The organism is Planococcus massiliensis (assembly GCF_000821325.1).
GTDB classification, from domain to species: Bacteria; Bacillota; Bacilli; order Bacillales_A; family Planococcaceae; genus Planococcus; species Planococcus ruber.
In genome coordinates this window covers 2,059,041-2,083,929 of the sequence record NZ_CCXS01000001.1, presented here as the reverse complement: position 1 = coordinate 2,083,929, position 24,889 = coordinate 2,059,041, and the positions used below count along the sequence as shown (strand labels likewise).

At 46.1% G+C, this 24,889-nt stretch carries 24 protein-coding genes, 1 tRNA gene and 1 riboswitch; of the genes, 22 read left to right on the top strand and 3 right to left on the bottom strand.

The features are described from left to right. Window positions 1-101: 101 nt before the first annotated feature. Window positions 102-1,028, bottom strand: a complete 927-nt coding sequence (gene rnhC, locus BN1080_RS10290) for a ribonuclease HIII (RefSeq protein ID WP_052651976.1) — start codon at window positions 1,026-1,028, stop codon at window positions 102-104. An 84-nt stretch (window positions 1,029-1,112) separates the two neighbouring features. Here rnhC and zapA point away from each other — a divergent pair, with 84 nt between their 5' ends. The 13 genes from zapA to BN1080_RS10225 all read left to right on the top strand — a co-directional run bounded on the left by zapA (window position 1,113) and on the right by BN1080_RS10225 (window position 15,999). Further along, a complete protein-coding gene (zapA, locus tag BN1080_RS10285; protein WP_052651975.1) occupies window positions 1,113-1,373 on the top strand; it encodes a cell division protein ZapA in 261 nt (86 codons plus the stop codon). Window positions 1,374-1,378: 5 nt separating this feature from the next. Beyond that, window positions 1,379-1,915, top strand: coding sequence for a CvpA family protein (locus BN1080_RS10280; RefSeq protein ID WP_052651974.1), 537 nt, complete (start codon window positions 1,379-1,381; stop codon window positions 1,913-1,915). A 62-nt stretch (window positions 1,916-1,977) separates the two neighbouring features. Continuing rightward, the gene (gene polX, locus BN1080_RS10275; protein WP_052651973.1) at window positions 1,978-3,681 is read left to right on the top strand and encodes a DNA polymerase/3'-5' exonuclease PolX; all 1,704 of its coding nucleotides are present in this window, start codon (window positions 1,978-1,980) and stop codon (window positions 3,679-3,681) included. Between the two features lie 12 nt (window positions 3,682-3,693). Further along, complete coding sequence (locus BN1080_RS10270; RefSeq protein ID WP_052651972.1) at window positions 3,694-6,054, top strand: endonuclease MutS2; 2,361 nt, start codon at window positions 3,694-3,696, stop codon at window positions 6,052-6,054. A 22-nt stretch (window positions 6,055-6,076) separates the two neighbouring features. Next, window positions 6,077-6,490, top strand: coding sequence for a DUF350 domain-containing protein (locus BN1080_RS10265; protein WP_052651971.1), 414 nt, complete (start codon window positions 6,077-6,079; stop codon window positions 6,488-6,490). A 226-nt stretch (window positions 6,491-6,716) separates the two neighbouring features. Continuing rightward, window positions 6,717-8,408: an AMP-binding protein gene (locus tag BN1080_RS10260; RefSeq protein ID WP_052651970.1), complete on the top strand. Its 1,692-nt coding sequence runs from the start codon at window positions 6,717-6,719 to the stop codon at window positions 8,406-8,408. A 143-nt stretch (window positions 8,409-8,551) separates the two neighbouring features. After that, on the top strand, window positions 8,552-9,136 hold the full coding sequence (locus tag BN1080_RS10255) for a TetR/AcrR family transcriptional regulator (protein ID WP_052651969.1): 585 nt from the start codon (window positions 8,552-8,554) through the stop codon (window positions 9,134-9,136). Between the two features lie 16 nt (window positions 9,137-9,152). After that, complete coding sequence (locus BN1080_RS10250; RefSeq protein WP_052651968.1) at window positions 9,153-9,926, top strand: enoyl-CoA hydratase; 774 nt, start codon at window positions 9,153-9,155, stop codon at window positions 9,924-9,926. A gap of 20 nt (window positions 9,927-9,946) precedes the next feature. Next, window positions 9,947-10,720, top strand: coding sequence for an electron transfer flavoprotein subunit beta/FixA family protein (locus tag BN1080_RS10245; RefSeq protein ID WP_052651967.1), 774 nt, complete (start codon window positions 9,947-9,949; stop codon window positions 10,718-10,720). An 87-nt stretch (window positions 10,721-10,807) separates the two neighbouring features. Beyond that, the gene (locus BN1080_RS10240; RefSeq protein WP_052651966.1) at window positions 10,808-11,773 is read left to right on the top strand and encodes an electron transfer flavoprotein subunit alpha/FixB family protein; all 966 of its coding nucleotides are present in this window, start codon (window positions 10,808-10,810) and stop codon (window positions 11,771-11,773) included. Between the two features lie 495 nt (window positions 11,774-12,268). Next, window positions 12,269-12,583: a thioredoxin gene (gene trxA / locus BN1080_RS10235; protein ID WP_052651965.1), complete on the top strand. Its 315-nt coding sequence runs from the start codon at window positions 12,269-12,271 to the stop codon at window positions 12,581-12,583. A gap of 49 nt (window positions 12,584-12,632) precedes the next feature. Then, entirely contained in the window at window positions 12,633-14,426 is a 1,794-nt protein-coding gene (gene uvrC, locus BN1080_RS10230; RefSeq protein ID WP_052651964.1) for an excinuclease ABC subunit UvrC, read from the top strand. A gap of 40 nt (window positions 14,427-14,466) precedes the next feature. Further along, a riboswitch (Lysine riboswitch) is annotated at window positions 14,467-14,640 on the top strand. 144 nt (window positions 14,641-14,784) lie between these two features. After that, window positions 14,785-15,999: an aspartate kinase gene (locus BN1080_RS10225; RefSeq protein ID WP_052651963.1), complete on the top strand. Its 1,215-nt coding sequence runs from the start codon at window positions 14,785-14,787 to the stop codon at window positions 15,997-15,999. Window positions 16,000-16,069: 70 nt separating this feature from the next. On the opposite strand, the gene BN1080_RS10220 is transcribed toward BN1080_RS10225, so the two are convergent. Further along, window positions 16,070-16,471, bottom strand: coding sequence for a YslB family protein (locus BN1080_RS10220; protein ID WP_052651962.1), 402 nt, complete (start codon window positions 16,469-16,471; stop codon window positions 16,070-16,072). A 222-nt stretch (window positions 16,472-16,693) separates the two neighbouring features. Here BN1080_RS10220 and BN1080_RS10215 point away from each other — a divergent pair, with 222 nt between their 5' ends. The 9 genes from BN1080_RS10215 to BN1080_RS10175 all read left to right on the top strand — a co-directional run bounded on the left by BN1080_RS10215 (window position 16,694) and on the right by BN1080_RS10175 (window position 23,614). Next, window positions 16,694-17,284, top strand: a complete 591-nt coding sequence (locus BN1080_RS10215) for a succinate dehydrogenase cytochrome b558 subunit (RefSeq protein ID WP_052654549.1) — start codon at window positions 16,694-16,696, stop codon at window positions 17,282-17,284. 45 nt (window positions 17,285-17,329) lie between these two features. Next, window positions 17,330-19,078: a succinate dehydrogenase flavoprotein subunit gene (gene sdhA, locus BN1080_RS10210; protein WP_052651961.1), complete on the top strand. Its 1,749-nt coding sequence runs from the start codon at window positions 17,330-17,332 to the stop codon at window positions 19,076-19,078. Between the two features lie 18 nt (window positions 19,079-19,096). After that, window positions 19,097-19,867 carry a succinate dehydrogenase iron-sulfur subunit gene (gene sdhB, locus BN1080_RS10205; RefSeq protein ID WP_052651960.1) on the top strand — a complete coding sequence of 257 codons (771 nt, stop codon included), beginning with the start codon at window positions 19,097-19,099 and terminating at the stop codon, window positions 19,865-19,867. 293 nt (window positions 19,868-20,160) lie between these two features. Beyond that, a complete protein-coding gene (locus tag BN1080_RS10200; RefSeq protein WP_052651959.1) occupies window positions 20,161-20,625 on the top strand; it encodes an acyl-CoA thioesterase in 465 nt (154 codons plus the stop codon). A 75-nt stretch (window positions 20,626-20,700) separates the two neighbouring features. Then, window positions 20,701-21,153, top strand: coding sequence for a MarR family winged helix-turn-helix transcriptional regulator (locus BN1080_RS10195; RefSeq protein ID WP_052654547.1), 453 nt, complete (start codon window positions 20,701-20,703; stop codon window positions 21,151-21,153). Window positions 21,154-21,169: 16 nt separating this feature from the next. Beyond that, window positions 21,170-21,973 (top strand): glutamate racemase, encoded by an 804-nt coding sequence (racE, locus tag BN1080_RS10190; RefSeq protein ID WP_052651958.1) that lies wholly within the window; start codon window positions 21,170-21,172, stop codon window positions 21,971-21,973. Window positions 21,974-22,049: 76 nt separating this feature from the next. Then, entirely contained in the window at window positions 22,050-22,799 is a 750-nt protein-coding gene (rph, locus tag BN1080_RS10185) for a ribonuclease PH (protein ID WP_052651957.1), read from the top strand. Continuing rightward, on the top strand, window positions 22,796-23,401 hold the full coding sequence (locus tag BN1080_RS10180; protein WP_052651956.1) for an XTP/dITP diphosphatase: 606 nt from the start codon (window positions 22,796-22,798) through the stop codon (window positions 23,399-23,401). Before rph ends, BN1080_RS10180 begins: the two co-directional genes overlap by 4 nt. Before the next feature lie 139 nt (window positions 23,402-23,540). Next, window positions 23,541-23,614: transfer RNA gene (locus tag BN1080_RS10175), tRNA-Arg, on the top strand. A 137-nt stretch (window positions 23,615-23,751) separates the two neighbouring features. On the opposite strand, the gene BN1080_RS10170 is transcribed toward BN1080_RS10175, so the two are convergent. Beyond that, window positions 23,752-24,870, bottom strand: coding sequence for a site-specific integrase (locus BN1080_RS10170; RefSeq protein ID WP_052651955.1), 1,119 nt, complete (start codon window positions 24,868-24,870; stop codon window positions 23,752-23,754). Window positions 24,871-24,889: the final 19 nt, after the last annotated feature.

Sequence of the window (24,889 nt, the reverse complement as noted above, 5' to 3'; positions counted from 1 at the left end):
TTTCTGTGCTTCTTTATAAGGTAGTAAGTAATACTATTGTAATCAAATAGGGCTAGCAATCTTATTAAGGAATGATAAAATAAGAATATTCCAAAAGAATTTCAATAGCGTTTTTTATTCGCCAGCGCTTGGGCTTTCTTCGTATTGGCGAAATGAGCTTTCGTGATGTTTTTTAAATAGCTTTCGCCGTGCTTCAATAAAATCTTGGCGGCAGCTTCATCCACTATTTTTCCCGCGCCTTTTGGCAAGGCGATGCCGGTTTCCCGGCTCATCCGGTCCATTTCTTCCAGAAAAGCGACGCGCGCAATGATGGAAGCACAGGCCACGGATACGTGGAGACCTTCTGCTTTGGTCGAGAACAGGACATTTTCCTGGATGATTTCTTTCTCGTCTTTAATGTGCTTGTAGTAAATGCCGCGTTCGGCAAATTGATCGATTAATATGGCATCAGGCTTTTCCGGTGCCATCTTTCGCAACACGTGTTTTAATGCCTGGTTATGCATCAGCGCTTTGATTTTACCTTGCGACCAGCCTTGTTCTTGTACGCGGTTGTATTTTTCATTTTTCAATGTCAGGACGCTATGGGCAAAAGCCGCCTTTAAATCAGGAGCCACGCGGCGCATCCAATCGTCCGTCAGCTGCTTGGAATCCTTTACGCCAAGCTCGTGGGCGAGCGCTACTTTATCCGCCGGTACGTAGCAGGCGGCCACGGTAATCGGCCCAAAGAAATCGCCGGTCCCGGTCTCATCGGAGCCGAGTACGGAAAGTTTCGCGAAGTTCGGCGGCAGCTGATCGCCTTTGGCCGCGACTGTTTTGGCGGCTTCAGCTTCTCCCCAACGCACAGCTTCCCGTTCGGCGCCAGCACCTTGAAACATGGCTTTTCCAGAGGTGTAGACTGTGACGACCGTATCCGTTAATTTGGCCGTGAAGCGGACATAAGGCGTTTTCGCAGCCGTTTGGTTCGGCTTGTAATGGGCAATGATTTGGAGGAGACTTTCCTCCGGAAGTTTCAACACAATATTTGACATGAAGGCGCCTCCTTTCTTATGATTCACATTGTACGCGTGTTCATGTTATGATTATCTATAGCATTTCTAAGGAGGGGTGGAGCATTGTCGGATGAACAGAAAATAACGACTTCAGTCGAAATATACGGCGATACCTATAAAATTGTCGGCACGGAAACATCCGGCCATATGCGGCAAGTGGCATCGATGGTGGATGAAAGTATGCGCGAGTTCCATGCGATGAATCCATCTCTCGATAGTTCGAAGCTGGCCGTTTTGGCCGCCGTCAATACGGCTCATGAATATCTTAAACTGAAAGAGCGGGTAGAACAATTAGAAAATGAATTGAGAAAGTTGAAGGGTTGACGTAGATGCTTGATATTATTTTATTGATTTTATTGATCGGCGGCATAATTGTCGGTGCGAAACGGGGACTGGTCCTTCAGCTGATCCATATGGTTGGCTTTATCGTGGCGCTCGTTGTCGCTTATCTCTATTATAAACCGCTCTCGGAATATTTTGTCCTGTGGATCCCGTATCCGGCTGTCAACGATGAATCGCGTTTCACGATTGCCATTGAACAGCTGGATCTGGACCAGACGTTTTACCAGTTGTTTGCCTTTGCCTTGATTTTCTTTGCGGTGAAATTCGGCCTGCAGCTGCTTGCGTCCATGTTCGATTTCTTGAAGTATTTGCCGGTGCTCGGATTTATCAGCAAAGTGCTCGGCGCCGTACTCGGTTTTATCGAAGTATACATACTCCTATTCATCTTTATCTATGTGTTTGCACTGCTTCCGATGGAGGCAATCCAGAATCAGCTGGAGAATTCCGGAATCGCCCAAATGATGCTGGAGCATACGCCTTATTTCTCGGAGAAAGTAAAAGAATGGTGGTATATTTATATGTAAGCAGTAACTTCTCTCTTACTGGAGGGAAGTTTTTTTAAGTCTAAATCTGGAGGTCTGTCTGTATGAATAAGAAAATCATCATCAGAACACTCGAAAAAATTGCGTTATATATGGAATTAAAAGGGGAAAACCCATTTAAAGTATCGGCTTTCCGAAAAGCCGCGCAAGCGCTTGAGCTCGACCAACGGAGCTTGGATGAATTAGGGGATGTAACGAAACTCAAAGGCATCGGGAAAGGAACGGGTGACGTCATTCTGGAATTGATCGACAGCGGGAAATCTACGTTGCTTGAGGAATTGCAGGAAGAAGTGCCGAAAGGGCTGATTCCATTGATGAAATTGCAGGGCTTGGGCGGCAAGAAGATTGCGAAGCTCTACAAGGAACTGGGCATCGATTCTGCGGAAAGCTTAAAGCAGGCTTGCCTAGACCACGAAATTCAGAAGCTTCCGGGATTCGGTCCGAAGTCAGAAGACAAAATTCTCAAGGAATTGACCGATTTTGAATCCCGTCCAGGCCGGCATCCGATCTGGAAAACGGAAGAAGCTGTTGAATTTATCTCTGAGATTCTGTCAAACATCCAGGAAGTCGCCGAGTTTTCGGTAGCGGGCAGTTTCCGCCGGACGAAAGAAACAAGCAAGGATCTCGATTTTATTGTAGCAACGGACGCTCCTCTAGTCGTCAAAGATCAGCTGCTAGCCGCATTGCCTGTCCAGGAAACGATTGCTTCCGGCGAAACGAAAGTATCGGTGACCGTGGAATTCCAGGATCTGATCGATATCGATTTCCGTCTGGTGGCGCCGGAAGAATTCACGACAGCGCTTCACCACTTCACCGGATCAAAGGATCATAACGTGAAAATGCGCCAATTGGCCAAATCGCAGAACAAGAAAATCAGTGAGTACGGCGTAGAGCAGGAAGATGGCTCGATTGCAACGTTTACATCCGAAACAGATTTCTATGCCCATTTCGGTCTGCCGTTCATTCCGCCGTCTGTCAGGGAAGATGGCCGGGAACTCGACCGTCTTGAGGAATTGCCGGATCTTGTCGATTTAACAGACATCCAATCGGATTTGCATATGCACACCACTTGGTCGGACGGCGCCCATTCGCTGCCGGAAATGATTGATGGCTGCAGGGCAAAAGGCTATAAATATATGGTCATCACCGACCATTCCGAGTACTTGAAAGTGGCGAACGGCTTGACGCCTGAACGTTTGTTGAAACAAAATGCGGAAATCCGTGAGCTGAATAAAAACTATGATGACATTGAAGTGTTATCCGGTACGGAAATGGATATTTTGCCGGATGGCTCGCTGGATTTTGACGACGAGGTATTGGAGCAGCTGGATTTTGTCATCGCAAGCATCCATTCCAGTTTCCAGCAGCCGCAGGAGCAGATCATGGAGCGGCTGTTCACGGCAATGAAAAATCCGCACGTGGATATGATTGCCCATCCGACCGGCCGCATAATCGGCCAACGGAGCGGCTACGACCCGGATATCGAACAATTATTGGACTGGGCAAAAGAATACGGCAAAATCGTTGAATTGAATGCAAGTCCTTACCGTCTTGATTTAGCAGTTGAGTATTTGGAAATGGCGCAGGAAAAAGGTGTGCCGGTTGCGATCAATACAGATGCGCACGCCATTGAAGGTTTGGATGTTATGGAAACCGGGGTCAAGCATGCGCAAAAAGCTTGGCTGAAAAAGGATCATGTGGTCAACACATGGCCGCTTGAACGCTTTAAAGAATTTTTGAAAAAGTAGGAGGTGTCTCATTTGATCGCTGAACGCGCATTGAGAACACTAGAATATTATAAAATCCGCGAAGAAGTGGCACGTTTCTGCACTTCATCGCTTGGGAAAGCCCATATTGAAAAATTGCTGCCGTCGACGGATATCGATGAAGTCAACCGATTATTGGAACAGATGGACGAAGGGGCAAGCATCTTACGCGTAAAAGGGAATGTGCCGATGGGCGGCATTTTCGACATCCGCATGCATGCAAAACGCGCACAAATCGGGGGTTCGCTTAGCCCGATGGAATTGATGGAAGTGTCATCGACCATCCGGGCGAGCCGCATTCTCCGCCAGTTTTTTGAAGGCATTCGGGAAGAAGAAACAATCCAAATCCCTCTTTTCCTGGAAATGAAAGAATCAATGCCGATCTTGACGCAGCTCGAACACGATATCAATATGTGCATCGATGACAACGGCGGTGTTTTGGACAGTGCGAGTTCCGCACTTCGCACCATCCGCCAGCAGCTCCGTGCACAGGAAAGCCGCGTACGCGAACGGCTCGAAAGCTTGGTCCGCGGTAAAAACGCCTCGAAAATGCTGTCAGATTCCATTGTGACGATCCGCAATGACCGCTTCGTTATTCCGGTCAAGCAGGAATACCGGAGCCATTACGGCGGCATCGTGCATGACCAATCATCTTCCGGCCAGACTCTTTTCATCGAACCGGATGCAGTTGTCCAAGCAAACAACGAAGTTCGCCGATTGAAGATGAAAGAAAAAGAAGAAATCGACCGCATTCTCCAAATGCTTTCTGCTCAGGTGCAGGAAGTGGCGCACGAATTGTTCTTATTGGTTGAAGTGCTTGGAGAAATCGATATGATTTTTGCGAAAGCGAAATACGGTGCAGCCAATAAATGCTCGAAACCGGAAATGAATACAGAAGGCTATATCAATTTGAAAAAAGCACGCCATCCGCTCATTCCAATTGACGAAGTGGTGCCGAATGACATCGAATTCGGGCGCGATATTACAGCAATCGTTATTACCGGACCGAATACCGGCGGGAAAACGGTGACGTTGAAAACCGTTGGGCTAAGCACCTTGATGGCACAATCGGGCTTGCCGGTTCCAGCACTTGAAGGATCGGAACTAGCGGTGTTTGATCAAGTGTTTGCCGATATCGGCGATGAGCAGTCGATTGAACAGAGCTTAAGTACGTTCTCTTCCCATATGGTCAATATCGTGGATATCTTAACGAAATTCGACGAGAACTCCCTGGTCATTTTTGATGAGTTGGGGGCAGGGACCGATCCGCAGGAAGGGGCAGCGCTGGCGATTTCTTTACTGGATGAAGTGCATGGCCGCGGTGCGAGAGTCATCGCGACGACCCACTATCCGGAATTGAAGGCGTACGGCTATAACCGTCCAGGTGTGGCCAATGCCAGCGTAGAGTTTAATGTGGAAACGTTGAGCCCGACTTACCGGCTGCTGATTGGCGTTCCCGGACGAAGCAATGCGTTTGAAATTTCCAAGCGCCTTGGTCTCCCGGAGCATATTATCAGCCATGCGAAAAGTTTTACTGGCACGGACCGGCGTGAAGTGGATTCGATGATTGCGTCGCTTGAAACGAGCCGCAGAGAAGCCGAGAAAGATGCGGAACGTTCAAGTGAAGTGCTGGAAGAATCCGAACGCTTGAAAAAAGAACTGGAAAATCAGTTGAAAGAATACGAAGAGCAAAAAGAGAAGCTGCAGGAAAAGGCAAAAGAAAAAGCACGGAAAATTGTGGAACAAGCAACCCGTGAAGCGGAAAGCGTCATGTCTGAACTCCGCAAAATGCAGATGGACCAAGCTTCTTCAGTAAAAGAACATCAGTTGATCGATGTGAAAAAACGTCTCGAGGCAGCAATGCCGGAAAACCGCGTTTTGAAACGAGCGGCGAAAGCGAACCAAGTGAAGCCCTTGAAACCGAATGATGAAGTCAAAGTGATTTCATTCGGACAAAAAGGAACTTTGATCGAAAAAGTATCCAAGGATGAATGGATTGTCCAGATCGGCATTTTGAAAATGAAGCTGCCGGAATCTGATCTGTCGTATACGAAACCGGAAAAACAAAAAGAGACAAGAGCCATGGCAACCTTGTCGAATCGGGACAGCCATGTGAAATTGGAACTCGACTTGCGCGGAGAACGCTATGAAGATGCCCTTGTCCGTGTTGAAAAGTATATCGATGATGCGTTACTATCTAATTACCATCAAGTTTCAATCATTCACGGCAAAGGAACCGGTGCGCTGCGCACAGGGGTCCAGCAATATTTGAAGAAACATCCGAGAGTTAAAAGCTATCGCTTCGGGGAAGCAGGGGAAGGCGGCTCTGGCGTAACAGTCGCAGAGCTAAAGTGATTTCGTATAGGGGAGAATAGACATGTCAGAGACTGGGTTTTGGACACATCCGTTAGTGGAAACGGCGGGATATTTCAGCGTTGTCGTTTTATGTTTAATCGTCGCCATGGTGATTTTTGAATTGGTGACGAAGTATAAAAACTGGGAAGAAATCAAAAAAGGAAATTTAGCGGTAGCAATGGCAACCGGCGGGAAAATTTTCGGCGTCACGAATATTTTCCGCTTTTCCATCGAACGCCATAATACCTTGCTGGAAATGATCGGCTGGGGATTGTATGGGTTTGCTTTATTGATTTTTGCTTATCTTTTGTTTGAGTTTCTGACTCCGAAATTCAAAGTGGATGAAGAAATTGAAAATGACAACCGTTCCGTCGGCTTCGTCTCGTTGACCATCTCAGTCGGCCTGTCTTTCGTCATCGGTGCAAGTATTTCTTAGGAGTTGTAAATTATGGAGAACCTGATCAAGATCCTATTTGTATGCTGTGCATTATTCATCATCGTAGGAATCGTTTTTCTGTTTATTATCTAAATCTGAGCAGTCGGCCGAAAAGGCGGGCTGCTTTTTTCTTGGACTTATTTGCTGTTGAAAGCGTTCTCATTTACAGATATAATTAAAAATAGGAATATTCACACGATTTGAAAATCAAAAGGAGGAAAAAAGAATGACAGAAAAGCCATGGCTTGCCCATTATCCGCCTGAAGTCCCAAAAACTTTGGACTACAAAAGTATGCCGGTGCAGGAATATCTGACACATGCTTATGAACAATTTCCAAAGAAAACGGCCATCCATTTCATGGGAAGAGATGTGAGTTACGAAGAGCTTTATGATTCCTCGATGAAATTTGCCAATTATTTGCAAGGTCTTGGCATCCAAAAAGGCGACCGGGTGTCCGTCATGCTGCCGAATTGTCCGCAGGCCGTGATCAGTTTCTACGGGATTCTATATGCTGGCGGGGTAGTGGTGATGACGAATCCGCTATACACAGAACGGGAAATCGCATACCAAATGAACGACTCCGATGCAAAAGCCATCGTTTCTTTGGATATTCTCTTCCCCCGAATTTCAAAAGTTGTGAAAGATACAAAACTGGAAAATGTCATTATTACTGGAGTCAAAGACTATCTTCCGTTCCCGAAAAATATGATTTACCCATTTATCCAGAAACGCCAGACCGGGTTATCGGTGAAAGTGGAGCATCGCGGAGTCAATCATTTGTTTACAGAAGTGATGAAGACCGCATCTAAAGAAGTTGAAACTGCTGAATTCGACTTCAACGAAGATCTTGCGCTGCTTCAATATACAGGGGGGACAACGGGCTCGCCTAAAGGCGTTATGCTGACGCATAAAAACTTGATTTCGAATGCGACGATGTGCGATACATGGCTTTACAAATGCAAAAGGGGCGAAGAAACGGTTCTTGGCATCATTCCGCTATTCCATGTTTATGGTTTAACGACGGTGCTGATCCTTTCCGTCATGCAAGGAAACCGAATGGTGCTGCTGCCGAAATTTGACGCAGAAACGGCACTTAAAACGATCAACAAACAAAAGCCGACTTTATTCCCCGGCGCTCCTACGCTTTATATCGGCCTGATGAACCATCCGGATATCGGAAAATACGATTTGTCTTCTATTGAAGCCTGTCTGAGCGGGTCTGCACCACTGCCGGTTGATGTACAGGAGAAATTCGAGAAAATTACTGGAGGCAAACTGGTGGAAGGCTACGGCTTAACGGAAACGTCGCCGGTTACCCACTCGAACCTGATTTGGGGAGAACGCGTCAAAGGGTCGATCGGATTCCCGTACCCTGATACGGACTGTAAAATTTTCCTTCCTGGAACGACGGATGAGGTGCCGGCAGGAGAAATTGGAGAAATTGCGATTTCGGGTCCACAAGTGATGAAAGGCTATTGGAACCGGCCCGATGATACCGCTGCGACGATTGTCAACGGCTGGCTGCTGACAGGAGATCTCGGCTATATGGATGAAGACGGCCATTTCTTTATCGTCGACCGCAAAAAAGACATGATCATTGCAGGCGGATTCAATATCTACCCGCGTGAAATCGAAGAAGTCCTTTATGAGCACGAAGCGGTACAAGAATGTGTCGTAGCCGGAATCCCGGATCCATACCGCGGTGAAACAGTAAAGGCTTACATTGTGCAAAAAGAAGGGTATACTGTTTCTGAGGAAGAGTTCAATAAATATTGCCGTGAACATTTGGCAGCATTCAAAGTTCCGCGCGTCTATGAATTCCGCAAAGAGCTTCCCAAAACTGCAGTCGGAAAAATCCTCCGCCGTTCATTAGTGGACGAAGAAGTCGCGAAGCAAAATGAAGCGGTGCCTTCTTAATTAGCCGGAAAGAGCCAACCACTAACGCCGTCATAACGAAGCTAGCGCTGATAAAAGCTTGACACTTTAATAAATAGCCTATAATATGAAAATATGAATGAAGCGCCATTCATATTTTCATATTTTTTTTGGGTGGTGATGATTTGGTAAAAAAGGATAAGCCAAAATACAAACAGATCATAGATGCTGCAGTTGTGGTAATTGCAGAAAATGGCTATCATCAAGCGCAAGTATCTAAAATTGCGAAGCAGGCTGGGGTAGCTGACGGCACCATCTACCTTTATTTCAAAAACAAAGAAGATATACTGATTTCCGTTTTTGAAGAAAAGATGGCGGTGTTTGTGGAGAAGCTCGAACAGATCTTGGTTCGCGATATTCCGGCAGTGGATAAATTAGGTTTGATGATTGAAAGCCATTTTAGTCTGCTGGCAAGTGATCTGCATCTCGCCATTGTGACCCAATTGGAACTCAGACAATCGAACACCGAGATTCGAATGAAAATAAATGGCGTGTTAAGAGGATATTTATTGCTGCTCGACAAGATCCTTGTTAAAGGGATGGAAGACGGAGAATTCGATGAAAAAATGGATATCCGTTTAGCTCGTCAAATGGTTTTTGGTACAATGGATGAGACCATCACCACTTGGGTGATGAACGATCATAAATATGATTTAGTCGAATTGGCGCCAAAAGTCCACCGTCTCTTGATGAAGGGGATTCGCGCTTAGGGAAGGGGTTCGTCGAATGGAATTTATCAGTTGGAAAAAAGAAGACGGCGTTGCGGTTGCAACAATCAATCGTCCGCCGGCAAACGCTTTGTCTCGTGCATTGATCATGGAAGTGAACAGTCTGCTGGATGAAGTGGAACATGATGAAGAAGTCCGTGCAATCGTCTTGCATGGCGAAGGAAGATTCTTTTCTGCAGGAGCGGATATCAAGGAATTTACAGAAGTAACCAGCGGCGAAGAATTTTCAAAACTGGCAGCAAGCGGACAAGCTGTGTTCGAACGCGTGGAAACTTTTCATAAACCGGTGATTGCAGCCATCCATGGAGCGGCTCTAGGCGGCGGTTTGGAATTGGCAATGAGCTGCCATATGCGTTTTGTATCTGAAAATGCTAAACTAGGATTGCCGGAACTTCAGCTTGGTTTGATTCCGGGATTTGCTGGAACGCAGCGTTTGCCTAGATACGTAGGCGTCGCAAAAGCAGCAGAAATGCTTTTGACAAGCGATCCGATTACTGGAGCGGAAGCAGCCCAGCTGGGATTAGCCAACCGGGCTTGTGCAGAAGCAGACTTACTTTCGGAAACGCTTTCAATTGCAAAGAAAATTGCGAAGAAAAGTCCAGTTTCTGTTAAAGCGGCCATTGATATGCTGCAGTATTCGAAGTCTGCGAGCTACCATGAAGGCGTAAAAGCAGAAGCGGCTTCTTTTGGAACAGTTTTCGTTTCAGAAGATGCAAAAGAAGGCATCCAGGCATTCCTGGAAAAACGCGAAGCACACTTTAAAGGGAAATAATACTTGGGAGGTTTACGTTCATGAACATTTATGTATTGGTAAAACGTACTTTTGACACAGAAGAAAAATTAGTCATCTCTGGTGGCAAAATCCAGGACGACGGCGCAGAATTCATCATTAATCCATATGATGAGTATGCGATTGAAGAAGCGATCACGGTTCGTGACGAACACGGCGGGGAAGTAACCGTTATCACAATCGGCGGAGAAGAAGCAGAGAAACAGCTTCGTACGGCGCTTGCGATGGGTGCGGATAAAGCAGTCTTGATCAATACAGAAGACGATTTGGAAGAAATGGATGAGTTCACGACTTCCTACATATTAGCTGAATACTTAAAAGACAAAGAAGCAGACTTGATTTTAGCCGGGAACGTAGCAATCGATGGCGGCTCTGGCCAAGTGGGGCCGCGCGTTGCTGATTTGCTTGACATCAACTACGTGACGACGATTACGAGCCTAAAAATCGATGGATCCACTGTAACGATTGTAAGAGACATCGAAGGGGATGCAGAAGAGCTTGAAACGTCATTGCCATTGCTTGTAACAGCTCAGCAAGGTCTGAACGAACCTCGTTACCCATCACTTCCAGGGATCATGAAAGCGAAGAAAAAGCCGCTTGAAGAGCTGGAGCTCGATGATTTGGATATCGAAGAAGATGATGTAGAAGCGAAAACAGAAACAATCGAAATTTACTTGCCGCCGAAAAAAGAAGCTGGCCGCGTGCTAGAAGGCGATATTTCAGCACAAGTTTCGGAATTGGTCGGATTACTGCGCAACGAAGCGAAAGTTATCTAAAATAAGAAAAGCGCAGGCAGCCGGAGTCTGGACACTAAAAATAACTGAACGATTAATTTTCACATCTACTTAGGGGGTAAACAGACTATGTCGAAAAAAGTATTGGTATTAGGCGAAACGCGTGAAGGCGCATTGCGCAACGTAACGTTTGAAGCAATTGCCGCTGCGAAAAAAATCTCTGGCGGTGGAGAAGTAGTAGGCGTGTTGATCGGCGATTCAGTCGCTGACTTTGGCGCAGAACTGGTAAATTACGGAGCTGACCGTGTCATCACGGTGGAGCATCCTCATTTGAAATCCTACACTTCAGATGGCTACGGCCAGGCATTCATGGCTGTCATCGATCAAGAAAACCCGGAAGGCATCGTTTTCGGCCACACAGCAGTCGGAAAAGACCTATCGCCTAAAATTGCATCGAAATTGCAGTCCGGTTTAATTTCGGATGTGACGAATATTGAAGGAGAAGGCGATGACGCTGTATTTGTCCGTCCGATCTATTCAGGTAAAGCGTTCGAAAAAGTAAAATCAAAAGAAGGCCTTACATTTATCACAGTCCGTCCGAACAACATTACGCCACTAGCAAAAGAAGAGCGTTCAGGCGACATCAGTTCACTTTCAGTGGATATTACAAACTTGCGCACGATCATCAAAGACGTTGTCCGCAAATCAGCGGAAGGCGTTGACCTTTCAGAAGCGAAAGTGATCGTTGCCGGCGGACGCGGAGTGAAGAGCACAGAAGGCTTCGAGCCATTGCAGGAACTTGCGAACCTTCTTGGAGGGGCTGTAGGCGCTTCACGCGGAGCGTGTGATGCGGATTACTGCGATTATTCATTGCAGATCGGCCAAACAGGCAAAGTGGTAACGCCGGACCTTTACATCGCAGCTGGAATTTCAGGCGCGATCCAACACTTAGCAGGTATGTCCAACTCGAAAGTCATTGTTGCGATCAACAAAGACCCAGAAGCGAACATCTTCAAAGTTGCGGATTACGGCATTGTCGGAGACTTGTTCGAAGTCATCCCGATGCTGACAGAAGAATTCAAGAAAGTAATGTAAGATAGAAAAGCGCAAGCGGGCGTTAAGCTCCGAAAGGCATAAGACAGAACAGCGAAGCGGCGCTCTTTGCCGCATAGCTGGACTGGCTTGTGCCCCGAGGACCTGCCCGCTGGAGTCTGGACAAAGAAAAGCGACGGCCCTTGCGATAGTGAGGGCCGTTTTTTTATGGGAATTAATGCGAACGCACCTCATTCTGGAAGTTCCGCACCCCAAACCGGTTTTTCCGCACCTAAAATGGATATTTGCGCACCTAAATACAAAGTTTTCGCACCTCAATAATTAATTAGTGGTATTGAATGAAAAATGAAGCATCCTGTCGCCTTATGGATTCGTCAGCTTCAAAAATGCGCTGCCGTTTAAAAATCCTCTATCCGGTTTTTCGTTTTATTCTCCCGCGTACGGGGTAGATAGGGAGTAGGCAAATAAATAGCTACGGTTTTTAGGGCATGCTATAATCTAGACATAGTTTGGTTACATTATAAGGAGGAATTATTCATGGCAATAGTACACGGTACAGATTCAAACTTTTCACAAGAAATCTCAGAAGGTTTAGTATTAGTAGATTTTTGGGCTACTTGGTGCGGGCCTTGTAAAATGATTGCTCCAGTTCTTGAAGAATTAGACGCTGAAATGAGCGATAAAGTTAAAATCGTAAAAGTGGACGTGGATGAAAACCAAGAAACTGCTGGAAAATACGGCATCATGTCCATCCCGACTCTTCTATTGATGAAAGACGGAGAAACAGTTGATAAAGTTGTTGGATTCAGACCAAAAGAAGCTTTGGCAGAATTAGTTAACCAACACGCATAATTCTTAACCGGGTCCAGTGATGGCCCCGGTTTTTTAATAGGGTGAGAAAATGGCAAATGAATTGATCCAACACAAATTAGCGATTCTTCCCGATCAGCCGGGCTGTTACTTGATGAAGGACCGGCAAGAAACGGTCATTTACGTCGGCAAAGCGAAAGTGCTGAAAAATCGTGTGCGCTCTTATTTTACCGGAAGCCACGATGCGAAAACCCAGCGCCTGGTAGGGGAAATCGTAGACTTCGAATACATTGTCACGAATTCGGAAAAAGAAGCGCTGATCTTGGAACTGAACTTGATCAAAAAGCATGATCCGAAATACAATATCATGTTAAAAGACGATAAAACTTATCCGTATTTGAAAATCACAAATGAGCGCCATCCGAAATTGATTATCACGCGGCAGGTAAAGCGCGATAAAGGAAAGTATTTTGGCCCTTATCCGAATGCGTATGCAGCGAGTGCCACAAAAAAATTGCTCGACCGGCTTTATCCGCTTCGTAAATGCCATACGATGCCGGACCGCGCCTGCCTCTACTATCACATGGGGCAATGCTTGGCGCCTTGTGTGAAACCTGTTGAAAAAGATACTTACCGAGAAATGATTGATGATATTTCCCGGTTTTTAAACGGCGGTTTCCGTGAAGTGAAACAGGACCTCGTTGAAAAAATGTCGGAAGCTGCAGAAAACTTGGAATTTGAGCGGGCGAAGGAATACCGTGACCAGATTTCCCATATCGAAACGGTTATGGAAAAACAGAAAATGACGATGAATGACTTTACGAACCGGGATGTCTTTGGCTATGCCATTGATAAAGGCTGGATGTGTGTACAGGTGTTTTTTGTCCGGCAAGGCAAGCTGATTGAGCGGGACGTTTCGTTATTCCCGCTTTACCGGGACCCGCAGGAAGAGTTTATGACATTCCTCGGACAATTTTATGAACAATCAAACCATGTAAAGCCGAATGAAATCTTATTGCCGGAAGGCGAAGATGCGGATTTGGTTCGCGAATGGCTGGATATGCGCGTTCTTATTCCGCAGCGCGGAAAGAAAAAAGACTTGGTGGCGCTGGCAAAGAAAAACGCTGAAATTGCCATCAAAGAAAAGTTCCAGTTGCTTGAACGCCAGGAAGAGCGCACAGTCGGAGCTTGTGCGGAGCTTGGCGAAGCGATGAATATCGAAACGCCGCTTCGCATCGAGGCATTTGACAACTCCCACATTCAAGGGGCCGATGCCGTTTCTGCAATGGTCGCTTTTGTAGACGGCAAGCCTTCCAAAAAAGATTACCGGAAATATAAAACGCGCAGCGCGTCTAAACCGGATGATTACGCCGCCATGCGCGAAGTCATTCGCCGGCGCTATACACGTGTTTTGCGCGACAACTTGCCGCTTCCTGACCTGATCGTCATTGACGGTGGGAAAGGGCAGATGGAATCGGCCCGGGAAATTATCGAAGACGAACTGGGCTTGTCTATTCCAATTGCGGGCCTCGCAAAAGATGCAAAGCACCAGACTTCCCAGCTGTTGTATGGCAATCCCGTAGAAGTGGTGCCTTTGAAGCGGACGAGCGAAGCGTTTTATCTGCTACAGCGGATTCAAGACGAAGTTCACCGTTTCGTCATCACTTTCCACCGGCAGCTGCGCGGCAAAAACTCGATCCAGTCGGCGCTTGATGGGCTGCAAGGCGTCGGGCCTAAGCGCAAACAGCAATTGCTGAAGCATTTCGGCTCCGTCAAACGCATCAAAGAAGCGTCAATTGACGAGTTAAAAGAGGCGGGGATGCCGGAAGGCTTGTCTCAAACGATTTATCAGCATTTTCAAAATGAGACATTGTCAACCGAGTAGTAACATGTTATCGTAGAAGAATAATTGAATCACTTGGAAAAGTGATGATAGAGGTGCGGCCGTCAAGAGTAGCCATTCGGAGATTTGCAGAATCGATGAAGAATGGAGAAAGGGACGCCCGCCGAAGTGTGCTGAAGTTTGCAACTCGCATGCTGGTCCTGCATTTAATAAGTGCTGGGCTGTCAGAGTTTATCTCTGGAGGGCTATCTCACATGGACGTTTTTCGTATTCGTACATGCTAAAGAGGTAGTTTGCCGGTCAATCGGCGAGCTGCCTTTTTTATTTGGCAGGCAAAGCTATATCCAGTCTTTGCTTTTCATGTTGAGGGCCACATCGAAAAAATGTGGGAGTGAATGGAATGAAAACAGTTGTCATGAAATTTGGAGGAACATCAGTCGCAACTCCGGAAAAAATTATCGGTGTCGCGAAAAGAGCCATTGCTGAAAAAGAGAAAGGCAGTAGAGTCGTAATCGTCGTATCTGCGATGGGGAAAACGACCGATACATTGTTGGGGTTGGCAAGCGAGATATCAGCAGAACCGCCGAAGCGGGAGATGGACATGCTGCTAGCTACAGGGGAACAGGTGACCATTTCACTGCTCGCCATGGCATTTAAAGCGCTTGGCCATGAAGCTTTGTCGTTTACCGGTTGGCAAGCGGGCATCGAAACCGAATCGGTGCCGCGCAATGCACGCATTGAACAGATCCATACCGATCGGCTGGAAAAAGTATTAGACAATGGCTGCTTCTGCGTAGTGGCAGGATTCCAAGGCGTTGACAGAATCGGCAATATTACGACGCTTGGTCGCGGAGGGTCCGATACGACAGCAGTGGCGCTTGCCGCTGCCTTAAAAGCAGACCGCTGTGATATTTATACCGATGTGGACGGCGTCTATACATCGGATCCGCGCTTTGTCGGCGGTGCCCGGAAGCTCGAGCAAATTTCCTATGACGAAATGCTGGAACTCGCCAATCTGGGGGCTGGCGTCCTGCATCCAAGAGCTGTCGAATTTGCGAAAAACAACCAGGTTTCCTTGTCGGTCAGAGCTAGTTATTCCGATGAACCCGGCACAATTATACAAGAGGTGGTCACTGTGGAAAAAAATCTTATCGTCCGAGGCGTCGCTTTTGAAAAAGGCATTGCGCGCGTCACTGTCACATATAAAAAACCGTTTAATGGTTCATTGGCAAATATCTTTACCAAGCTTGCCGAACACCATATCGATGTGGACATCATCGTCCAGAGCATTACGGATGCATTCCCGCCGTCCGTTTCGTTTTCCATCAAAGAAGAAAGCCTGGAAGAAGCGCGCCGGGTGCTCGAACAATACAAAGAGGAAATCGGCTTTGTCTCCTGCGAATTTGAAGTAGGCCTCTCGAAAGTCTCCATTGTCGGATCCGGCATGGTTTCAAATCCGGGAGTCGCCGCGCAAATGTTCGATATTCTCCGCATGGAAGAAATTCCGGTGAAAATGGTCAGCACCTCAGAGATTAAAGTATCGGTCGTTGTGCCGCTCGATGAAATGCAAAAATCAGCGAATGCCTTGCACAGAGCCTTTGGTTTAGATGAATAAAAAAGAAAACCCCGATAAACAGATTCGGGGTTTTTTCATGGAAAAGAACAGTGATGGCTCAAAAGTGAGGCTATGCTTTTTCACGCAGATCCGTTTTTAAGGTGATCCGCACGAAATTCTTTTTCGGGAAAACTTCTTCGTAGGCTTCTGTCAAGAAACCGCCCACTTTTTGTTTTTGTTCAGCCAGAAAGCCGGCTTCCAGTTTAAAGCAGCGATTTTCGATTTTGTTGGGGTGGAGTGTATAGGTGGTTTCATCCTTGCCGGCCTTTTCCAAGGACAATTGGCCAAAATTTGCTTGGCTAAAAAAATCAGGTGCTTCTTCCATCGCGAAAAGAGGGAATTTGCGGGCAAGCGATTTCCCGGCCCAGTAAAGGATATCAGCCTCGTGCTGGCCTAAAACTTCTGATAATACATAGTCCCGTATAATTTCATAACCGAACTCCTGATCGGTTTCCGCATCTTTTACAGTCATGTCAAACCCACTTTCAGTATAATAAATTAATAGTAAGAATCACTTAGAAATATGCTAGTTGCCTTGACGCTCCAATAGGGGCGGAGTACAATAAATATGTCATATTATTGTATCATGATGTTGGTTGCAGTCAATGGATGCTTTCGTAACATATCGTTTGCTCTTTTTTCTGCGTATTATTGCTTGAGGGAGGTAAAAGTTTTGGACAATCGTGAATTTTTAATGCGCAGGTTACATTCTTTACTCGGAATCATTCCAGTAGGGCTGTTCTTGACGCAGCACTTAATCGTCAACCACTTTGCTACACAAGGTGAAGCTGCTTTCAACAAAGCTTCTCACTTCATGGCGAACTTGCCGTTTGTTATTTTCTTAGAGATCTTCGTTATTTATTTGCCGTTGATGTATCATGCGTTCTACGGTGTATACATAGCGTTCACGTCTAAGCATAACCCGGGCAAGTACAGCTACATGCGCAACATTTTATTTGTTGCTCAACGTTTCACAGGTATTTTCCTGGTAGTCTTCATTGCGTGGCACGTCTTTGAAACTCGTTTCCAAGTTGCGATCGGCAATGCAGCGGAAGCTGATTTCAATATGATGGAAAATATCCTGAGCAACCCATTAATGTTAGCGTTTTATATTGTGGGTGTTACGGCAGCGACGTTCCACTTGGCTAACGGCTTCTGGTCATTCTTAGTCACTTGGGGAATCACGCAATCGGAAAAATCTCAACGTATGGCATCCTACTTCACGCTTCTAGTGTTTGTAGTGCTGACTATCATTGGTATCAGAGCTTTGTTTGCGTTCGTTTAAGAACGTTTTGATTATTGGTGAACTAAAAGAGGAGTGAATACCAAAATGGCGAGAGGCAAAATTTCTATCGTAGGCGGCGGCCTTGCCGGTTTGATGGCAGCAATTAAAGCTGCTGAAGCTGGCTCACCTGTCGACCTGTTTTCAATCGTTCCAGTTAAAAGATCTCACTCAGTTTGTGCACAGGGCGGGATCAACGGAGCGGTAAATACGAAAGGTGAAGGGGATTCCCCGGCAATTCACCTTGATGACACCGTTTACGGCGGTGACTTCCTGGCGAACCAAAAACCTGTTAAAGCAATGACAGATGCAGCACCAGGAATTATTCGCATGTTCGACCGCATGGGCGTTATGTTCAACCGTACGCCAGAAGGTCTTCTTGATTTCCGCCGTTTCGGCGGAACGATGCACCATAGAACGGCTTTTGCCGGTGCAACAACTGGCCAGCAATTGCTTTATGCACTAGATGAGCAAGTTCGCCGCCATGAAGTAGCTGGCTTAATCACAAAATACGAAGGCTGGGAATTCCTTGGCTTAGTATTGGATGACAACGGCGTCGGCAAAGGGATCACTGCCCAAAACATGACGACAATGGAAATCCGGGCGTTCCGTGCAGATGCAGTCATTATGGCAACTGGCGGACCTGGGATCATTTTCGGCAAGTCGACAAACTCTGTCATCAATACAGGGTCTGCTGCTTCGATCGTTTATCAGCAAGGCGCGTATTATGCAAATGGCGAGTTCATCCAAATTCACCCGACAGCGATTCCAGGAGACGACAAGCTTCGTTTGATGTCTGAATCGGCTCGCGGTGAAGGCGGACGTATCTGGACATATAAAGATGGTAAGCCTTGGTATTTCCTGGAAGAGAAATATCCAGCTTACGGAAACTTAGTTCCTCGTGATATCGCAACGCGCGAAATCTTCGATGTTTGTGTAAACCAAAAACTAGGCATCAACGGCGAAAACATGGTTTATCTTGACCTTTCCCATAAAGATGCAAAAGAATTGGATATCAAGCTTGGCGGAATCATTGAAATCTACGAGAAATTCACTGGTGATGACCCTCGTAAAGTTCCAATGAAAATCTTCCCGGCTGTCCACTATTCAATGGGCGGACTATGGGTTGATGACCACCAAATGACAAGCATTCCTGGCGTTTTGGCAGCAGGAGAATGCGATTATTCTCAGCACGGCGCGAACCGCCTTGGTGCGAACTCATTGCTTTCTGCGATTTACGGCGGAATGGTTGCAGGACCAAACGCAATGGAATACGTTCAAGGTTTGGACGTATTGGCTGAAGATCTTCCTTCAGACATCTATGACCGTGCAGTTGCTGAAGAGCAGCGCAAATGGGATGAAATTCTTGCACTTGATGGAACTGAAAATGCTTACGTTCTACACAAAGAACTTGGCGAATGGATGACAGACAACGTAACAGTTGTTCGCTATAACGACCGCTTGAAAGCGACAGACGAGAAAATCCAGGAATTGCTTGAACGTTTCAACCACATCAGCATCACGGATACTCAGCTTTGGAGCAACCAAGGCGCAATGTTCGCGCGCCAGTTGAAAAATATGCTACATTTAGCACGAGTGATCACGCTTGGGGCTTATTACCGCAATGAAAGCCGTGGAGCTCATTACAAACCGGACTTCCCGGAGCGCAATGACGAAGAATTCTTGAAAACAACGATGGCCAAATTCAATGGCTACGATGAGCCGATTTTCACTTATGAAGAAGTCGATACATCGCTGGTTGAACCTCGAATTCGAGATTACTCATCAGCACACTAAGAAGGGAGCTAATTTACCATGGGTGAAGCAGCAAAAACGGTTATATTTGAAATCGAACGCCGAAACTCTACGGATGAAGAGCCGTATTTCGAGAAGTTCGAATTGCCATATCGCTTGAACATGAACGTCATTTCGGCGTTGATGGAAATCCGCCGGAATCCAGTAACAATGGACGGCAAAAAAACAACTCCGGTCACTTGGGACATGAACTGTCTTGAGGAAGTATGTGGAGCTTGTTCAATGGTCATCAACGGCAAAGCGCGCCAGTCGTGTACAGCTCTTGTCGACCAGTTGGAACAGCCAATCCGCCTTCAGCCGATGAAAACATTCCCTGTAGTCCGCGACTTGATTGTTGACCGCAGCCGCATGTTCGATTCACTGAAAAAAGTCAAAGCTTGGGTGCCGATCGATGGAACCCATGACCTTGGCGACGGACCTCGTATGCCTGAACGCAAACGCCAATGGGCTTACGAACTTTCAAAATGTATGACTTGCGGCGTATGCTTAGAAGCATGCCCGAACGTCAACGACAAATCCGATTTCATCGGACCTGCACCACTTTCACAAGTTCGCTTGATGAACGCACACCCGACTGGCTCTATGACGCGCGATGAACGCTTAAATGCGATCATGGGCGAGGGTGGACTGGGCAGCTGCGGTAACTCTCAAAACTGTGTTGAATCTTGCCCTAAAGGAATTCCTTTGACAACTTCAATCGCAGCGTTGAACCGCGACACAACAGTTCAAATGTTCCGCAACTTCTTCGGAAGCGACAGAATGGTAGACTAGTAACGAAAAGCGGAAGTGCCCATGTAGATTCGAAGGGCATAAGACGATCGGGCGAAGCGGCATATTTTCAGCCGCACAGCCGGAGTGGCTTATGCCTCGAGAATCTGGGCACTGCAGCTAGACATCGCGAAAAGCGGAAACGCCTTTTTACGTCTAGATAGAGGAAATGTTCAAAATCCCTGCTCCGGCAGGGGTTTTTTCTTTTGATTTATTTACATAAGATTTCAGGTGGAAGGCCGATTTTTGCTATACTAATAAAATATGACCTTGTATTACATACTGGAGGATTTTAAATGAAAGCCAAGTACATTGAAAATTTTAATAAATGGAAAGAAGAGTTTCGCTTTTCTGCGCCAGTCCAAGTCCGCTTTTCAGAAACAGATATGTTCGGGCATGTAAACAATACGGTGCCGATTACTTATTTTGAATTTGCGCGCATTGAGTATATGAAAGAACTGGGGCTAATGCAGCGCTGGCTAAAAGGCAGCGATTTGTTTCCGGTCGTCGCGGATATGCAAGTCGACTACGTGAAGCAAGTTTTCTTCGACGAGAAATTGGACGTATTCGTCAAAATTGCGTCAGTCGGCAACTCTTCGATCGATGTCCATTACCACGCAGTCAATGAAAAACAAGAAACCTGCTTTACCGGAAGAGGCGCGATGGTGCAGATTTCAAAGAAAACCGGAAAAGGATTCCCGTGGAACGCGGAAGAAAGGGAATTGCTCACCGGCAAACAGGCGATTTCAATAGAAAACTGACTGGGTTCTTGCCATAACCGCAAAAAACCTTCACTATAGAAGAGAAGATACGTAACCGAGGAGTGGATGATTGAAATGACAAATACCAATAACCATATTCCACACAATTCCGATAAAGTAGCGTTTATGGAAAAAGAATTGCGCTATATATCCGGCTTGATCAAGCAAAAAGGCCGAGAGATTTTGAATTCTTATACGATTACGCCTCCCCAATTCGTGGCGCTGCAGTGGCTTTTTGAACATGGCGATATGACAATCGGAGACCTTTCGAACAAAATGTACCTGGCTTTCAGCACAACGACAGATCTTGTCGACCGCATGGAAAAAAATGAGCTGGTGGTCCGTGTACGGGAAGAGCAGGACCGCCGAGTCGTTCGAATCAAATTACTAAAAGAGGGCGAACGGATCATTGAAGAAGTGATTCAAAAGAGACAAGATTATTTAGAGACGGTGCTTGAAGATTTTAGCGCCGATGAAGTTGAACAGTTTTCATTCCTGCTTGAAAAACTTCATACAAACATGAAATAGAATTGAGGTAACTAATTTGAATGCGCCAATCGGAGTTATTGATTCAGGAGTAGGCGGACTGACGGTGGCAAAAGAGATCATCAAACTTTTGCCGAACGAACAGATTTATTACATAGGGGATAATGCCAGATGCCCTTATGGACCCCGTTCTCTCCAAGAAGTCCGTAAATTCACATGGCAAATGGCTGAAGCTTTGATGAAAAAGAAAATTAAGATGCTGGTGATCGCCTGCAATACAGCGACGGCTGCTGCTTTGAATTCTTTGCAGAAAAACTTGCCGATCCCTGTCATTGGTGTAATTTTCCCGGGAGCGAGAGCTGCCATTAAAACATCGCACAGCAAAAATATCGCAGTTCTTGGAACGCTAGGGACTGTGAAAAGCGGCGCGTATGAAAAAGCGATCAAATCGCTGGTTTCTTCTGCCCATGTGGTCCAACTGGCCTGCCCGCGGTTTGTGCCGCTTGTGGAAAGTGATGAATACGAAGGGGAATTTGCCCGGACGATGGTACAGGATACACTTTCCCAAATTGAAGAGGAAGAATTTGATACCGCTATTTTAGGCTGTACGCATTATCCGCTATTGCAAGGATTTATTGAAGAAGTTTTCGGCAGTGGTGTAAAGGTATTGTCTTCTGCCCAAGAAACGGCAAAAGACGTCGAGCGGCATTTGAGGTACAATAAACAGCTTGCTGACCGGCAAAAGCCGCCAGTCCATCATTTTTATACATCCGGTTCCACGCCGATCTTTACTTCGATTATTGAAAAGTGGCTGAACATTGAACATCCATTGATCCACTCTATCCGATTCCCCAAGACCTGATGGCTAAGCTATCAGGTTTTTGGCTGTCTTAAAGGAAATATGGTAAGCTATTTGAGCAAATACAAGGAGGATTCTCATGACAAGAATTGATGAACGAGCAACAAATGAACTGCGCCCGGTGCAGATGGAAGTGGATTATTTGATCCACCCTGAAGGGTCTGTATTAATCACGGTGGGCCAGACGAAAGTGATTTGTACAGCGACGGTGGAAGACAAAGTGCCGCCATTTCTGCGCGGCCAGGGAAAAGGCTGGATTACGGCAGAGTATTCCATGCTGCCGCGTGCCACCAATAGCCGGAACCGCCGGGAAGCATCTGCCGGGAAAATCAGCGGCCGGACAATGGAGATTCAGCGGTTGATCGGCCGTGCGCTGCGCGCTGTCGTAGATTTGGAAAAGCTTGGCGAACGGACGCTTTGGATTGACTGCGACGTGATCCAGGCAGACGGCGGGACGCGTACAGCTTCGATTACTGGGGCTTTTGTAGCGATGGCGATGGCTATAGGGAAATTGGAGCTTCCGGCATTTCCGGTTACCGACTTTCTAGCAGCGACAAGCGTGGGAATCGACAGTGAACATGGTGCCATTCTGGACTTAAACTATGTAGAAGACTCTTCTGCAGAAGTGGACATGAATCTTGTGATGACGGGATCCGGCCAATTTGTGGAATTGCAGGGGACCGGAGAAGAATCGACGTTTACACGGGCGCAGCTCAATGAACTTCTTGATCTTGGTGAATCCGGCATCCAGCAATTGATCGGAAAACAAAAAGAAGTACTGGGGAGCCTGGCGCAAAAAATCGGCGAAGAGGTGAAATCGAATTTATGAAACAAGTAATCATTGCAACTCAAAACAAAGGCAAAGCAAAAGATTTTGAAGCCCTTTTTGGGCCGCTCGGCTACGAAGTGCTGACGCTTCGCGATGTAGCCAAAGACATGGACGTTGAAGAAACAGGGGTTACTTTCGAAGAAAATGCCATCCTCAAAGCGGAAGCTGTAGCTGAAGCCCTTCAAACGACGGTGATTGCGGACGACAGCGGCCTCGAAATTGATGCATTGAACGGTGAACCGGGGGTCTATTCCGCACGTTATGCCGGTGAAGCAAAAAGCGATGAAGCCAATATTGAAAAAGTATTGAGGAAATTGGAGGGTGTGCCTGAAGAACAGAGAACAGCACGGTTCCGGTGCGTTTTGGCGATTGCTTCGCCGAATAAAGAAACCGTCACTTATTCAGGATTCTGCGAAGGTGTGATTCTTTCCGAACGGAGAGGCGAGAACGGTTTCGGCTACGATCCGATTTTCTACGTACCGAGCGAGGGCAAGGCGATGGCCGAACTTGTGCCGGAAGAAAAAGCCGCCATTTCCCACCGCGGCAATGCCCTGCGTGAATTGGAAAAAGCGATGCCGGAATGGTTGAATAACGGCCAATAAAAGAAAATGAAATAAATTCTAATGTTTTTTTAAAATAGCGTTGACTTTTTGTTAAATCATTTCTATAATTAAAATTGTCTTTCAGTTGAAAATCGAACACCTCATACAAGGTGAGAGAGTTTCAATAGAAGAAAGCCTTGTCCCAGTAGCTCAGCTGGATAGAGCAACGCCCTTCTAAGGCGTCGGTCGGGCGTTCGAATCGCTCCTGGGACGTTTTAACTTTAATTTAGAGTGAGTTAAAGAATAATAAATGCGCTCGAATCGTTTATGTATAGCGGTTTTGAGCGTATTTTTATTTTTATTAGAATGTATAAGAAAAAGTTAAAAAATAGAATCATTTTACACACGTTTTACACACTGACTTTACGCATTGATGAAAACACTTCTTTCGTAAGCTCAGCATCTCGTTCGCGTAATTCTTTGATGATGTGCGAATAAACTTCCATCGTGATCTGTGGGTTTGCATGACCCAGTCTTTCAGAAACATAAAGAACGGTTGCGCCGGAATACAATAATATACTAGTGTGTGTATGACGCAAATCATGTACTGAGATTAAGTCGATTTTTAAGTCGGTTAAAATAGCCTTTAAAACCTTGTTAGCGCCTTCGTTTGTCAGTACCCCATATTTACTCTTGTCACTGTGGAAAACCAAACCACGGAAGTGTGAAGGGGTATTTTCGAATAAATTTTTAAAAGCTCCAAGAATCGTTTCATCCAAATCAATAATCCGGTCGGAAGCGCCGTCACCTTTTGTCGGACCGAAACCGGTTCCATTTTTATAGTCCCAAGTTTTATTTATGCGTAGTGTACCTTCATCAAAATTAAAATCCGATCGTGTTAAGCCAACTAATTCACCAAAACGCATTCCAGTAACTAACGCTAAGAGTAATAAATAATTTACTAGCTTTTTGTTATCCAAACGATTATAAAGGGCGTTAAGCAACTTTTCGCTTTCGTGCAAATGCAAATGTTTTTCTTCTGGACGTTTCGTCGGATTGCTCCCAGAGAACTCAGACTTTCTAGTAAAGTCTACACGGATCAGGCCTTCGTCCACAGCGTCCTTTACACAGGCCCGAATATGAGTATTTAGCTTCTTAGTGGTGAACTTCGCATGAGTTTCTGCATAATTGTTCAGAAATAGTTGATAGGCAGCTTTATTTATACTCTGAATAGGTTTATCGCCAAAGTATTTTTTTACCGTCTCATAGCTATTTAAATAGCGTTCGTAAGTTGTGATATGTTTATTTTTTTTGTAAAGATTTATCCAGTCGTGAAAGTATTCGGCGAAAGATGTGGATTTTGTCACTGGTGCGATGCCTTTTGACAATCCAGATTCTATTTCAGCAGCAGCCACTTGAGCATCCTTTTTAGTTCGAAAACCTCCTTTACGAATGGGCTTCGATTTCCCGTCTACCATTCGACTGACTGTATACTGCCACGTTTTTCCTCTTTTTGTTACGCTGGCCATAAAAATTCCTCCTTTAGGG

Coding starts and splice junctions, on each gene's coding strand:
- BN1080_RS10195 (WP_052654547.1), top strand. CDS start 20,701: ATGACAAATACCAATAACCATATTCCACACAATTCCGATAAAGTAGCG.
- uvrC (WP_052651964.1), top strand. CDS start 12,633: ATGGCAAATGAATTGATCCAACACAAATTAGCGATTCTTCCCGATCAG.
- BN1080_RS10220 (WP_052651962.1), bottom strand. CDS start 16,471: ATGACTGTAAAAGATGCGGAAACCGATCAGGAGTTCGGTTATGAAATT.
- BN1080_RS10240 (WP_052651966.1), top strand. CDS start 10,808: ATGTCGAAAAAAGTATTGGTATTAGGCGAAACGCGTGAAGGCGCATTG.
- trxA (WP_052651965.1), top strand. CDS start 12,269: ATGGCAATAGTACACGGTACAGATTCAAACTTTTCACAAGAAATCTCA.
- BN1080_RS10225 (WP_052651963.1), top strand. CDS start 14,785: ATGAAAACAGTTGTCATGAAATTTGGAGGAACATCAGTCGCAACTCCG.
- BN1080_RS10200 (WP_052651959.1), top strand. CDS start 20,161: ATGAAAGCCAAGTACATTGAAAATTTTAATAAATGGAAAGAAGAGTTT.
- BN1080_RS10250 (WP_052651968.1), top strand. CDS start 9,153: ATGGAATTTATCAGTTGGAAAAAAGAAGACGGCGTTGCGGTTGCAACA.
- BN1080_RS10180 (WP_052651956.1), top strand. CDS start 22,796: ATGAAACAAGTAATCATTGCAACTCAAAACAAAGGCAAAGCAAAAGAT.
- polX (WP_052651973.1), top strand. CDS start 1,978: ATGAATAAGAAAATCATCATCAGAACACTCGAAAAAATTGCGTTATAT.
- BN1080_RS10245 (WP_052651967.1), top strand. CDS start 9,947: ATGAACATTTATGTATTGGTAAAACGTACTTTTGACACAGAAGAAAAA.
- sdhB (WP_052651960.1), top strand. CDS start 19,097: ATGGGTGAAGCAGCAAAAACGGTTATATTTGAAATCGAACGCCGAAAC.
- BN1080_RS10170 (WP_052651955.1), bottom strand. CDS start 24,870: ATGGCCAGCGTAACAAAAAGAGGAAAAACGTGGCAGTATACAGTCAGT.
- sdhA (WP_052651961.1), top strand. CDS start 17,330: ATGGCGAGAGGCAAAATTTCTATCGTAGGCGGCGGCCTTGCCGGTTTG.
- rph (WP_052651957.1), top strand. CDS start 22,050: ATGACAAGAATTGATGAACGAGCAACAAATGAACTGCGCCCGGTGCAG.
- BN1080_RS10280 (WP_052651974.1), top strand. CDS start 1,379: ATGCTTGATATTATTTTATTGATTTTATTGATCGGCGGCATAATTGTC.
- BN1080_RS10215 (WP_052654549.1), top strand. CDS start 16,694: ATGCGCAGGTTACATTCTTTACTCGGAATCATTCCAGTAGGGCTGTTC.
- BN1080_RS10260 (WP_052651970.1), top strand. CDS start 6,717: ATGACAGAAAAGCCATGGCTTGCCCATTATCCGCCTGAAGTCCCAAAA.
- rnhC (WP_052651976.1), bottom strand. CDS start 1,028: ATGTCAAATATTGTGTTGAAACTTCCGGAGGAAAGTCTCCTCCAAATC.
- BN1080_RS10265 (WP_052651971.1), top strand. CDS start 6,077: ATGTCAGAGACTGGGTTTTGGACACATCCGTTAGTGGAAACGGCGGGA.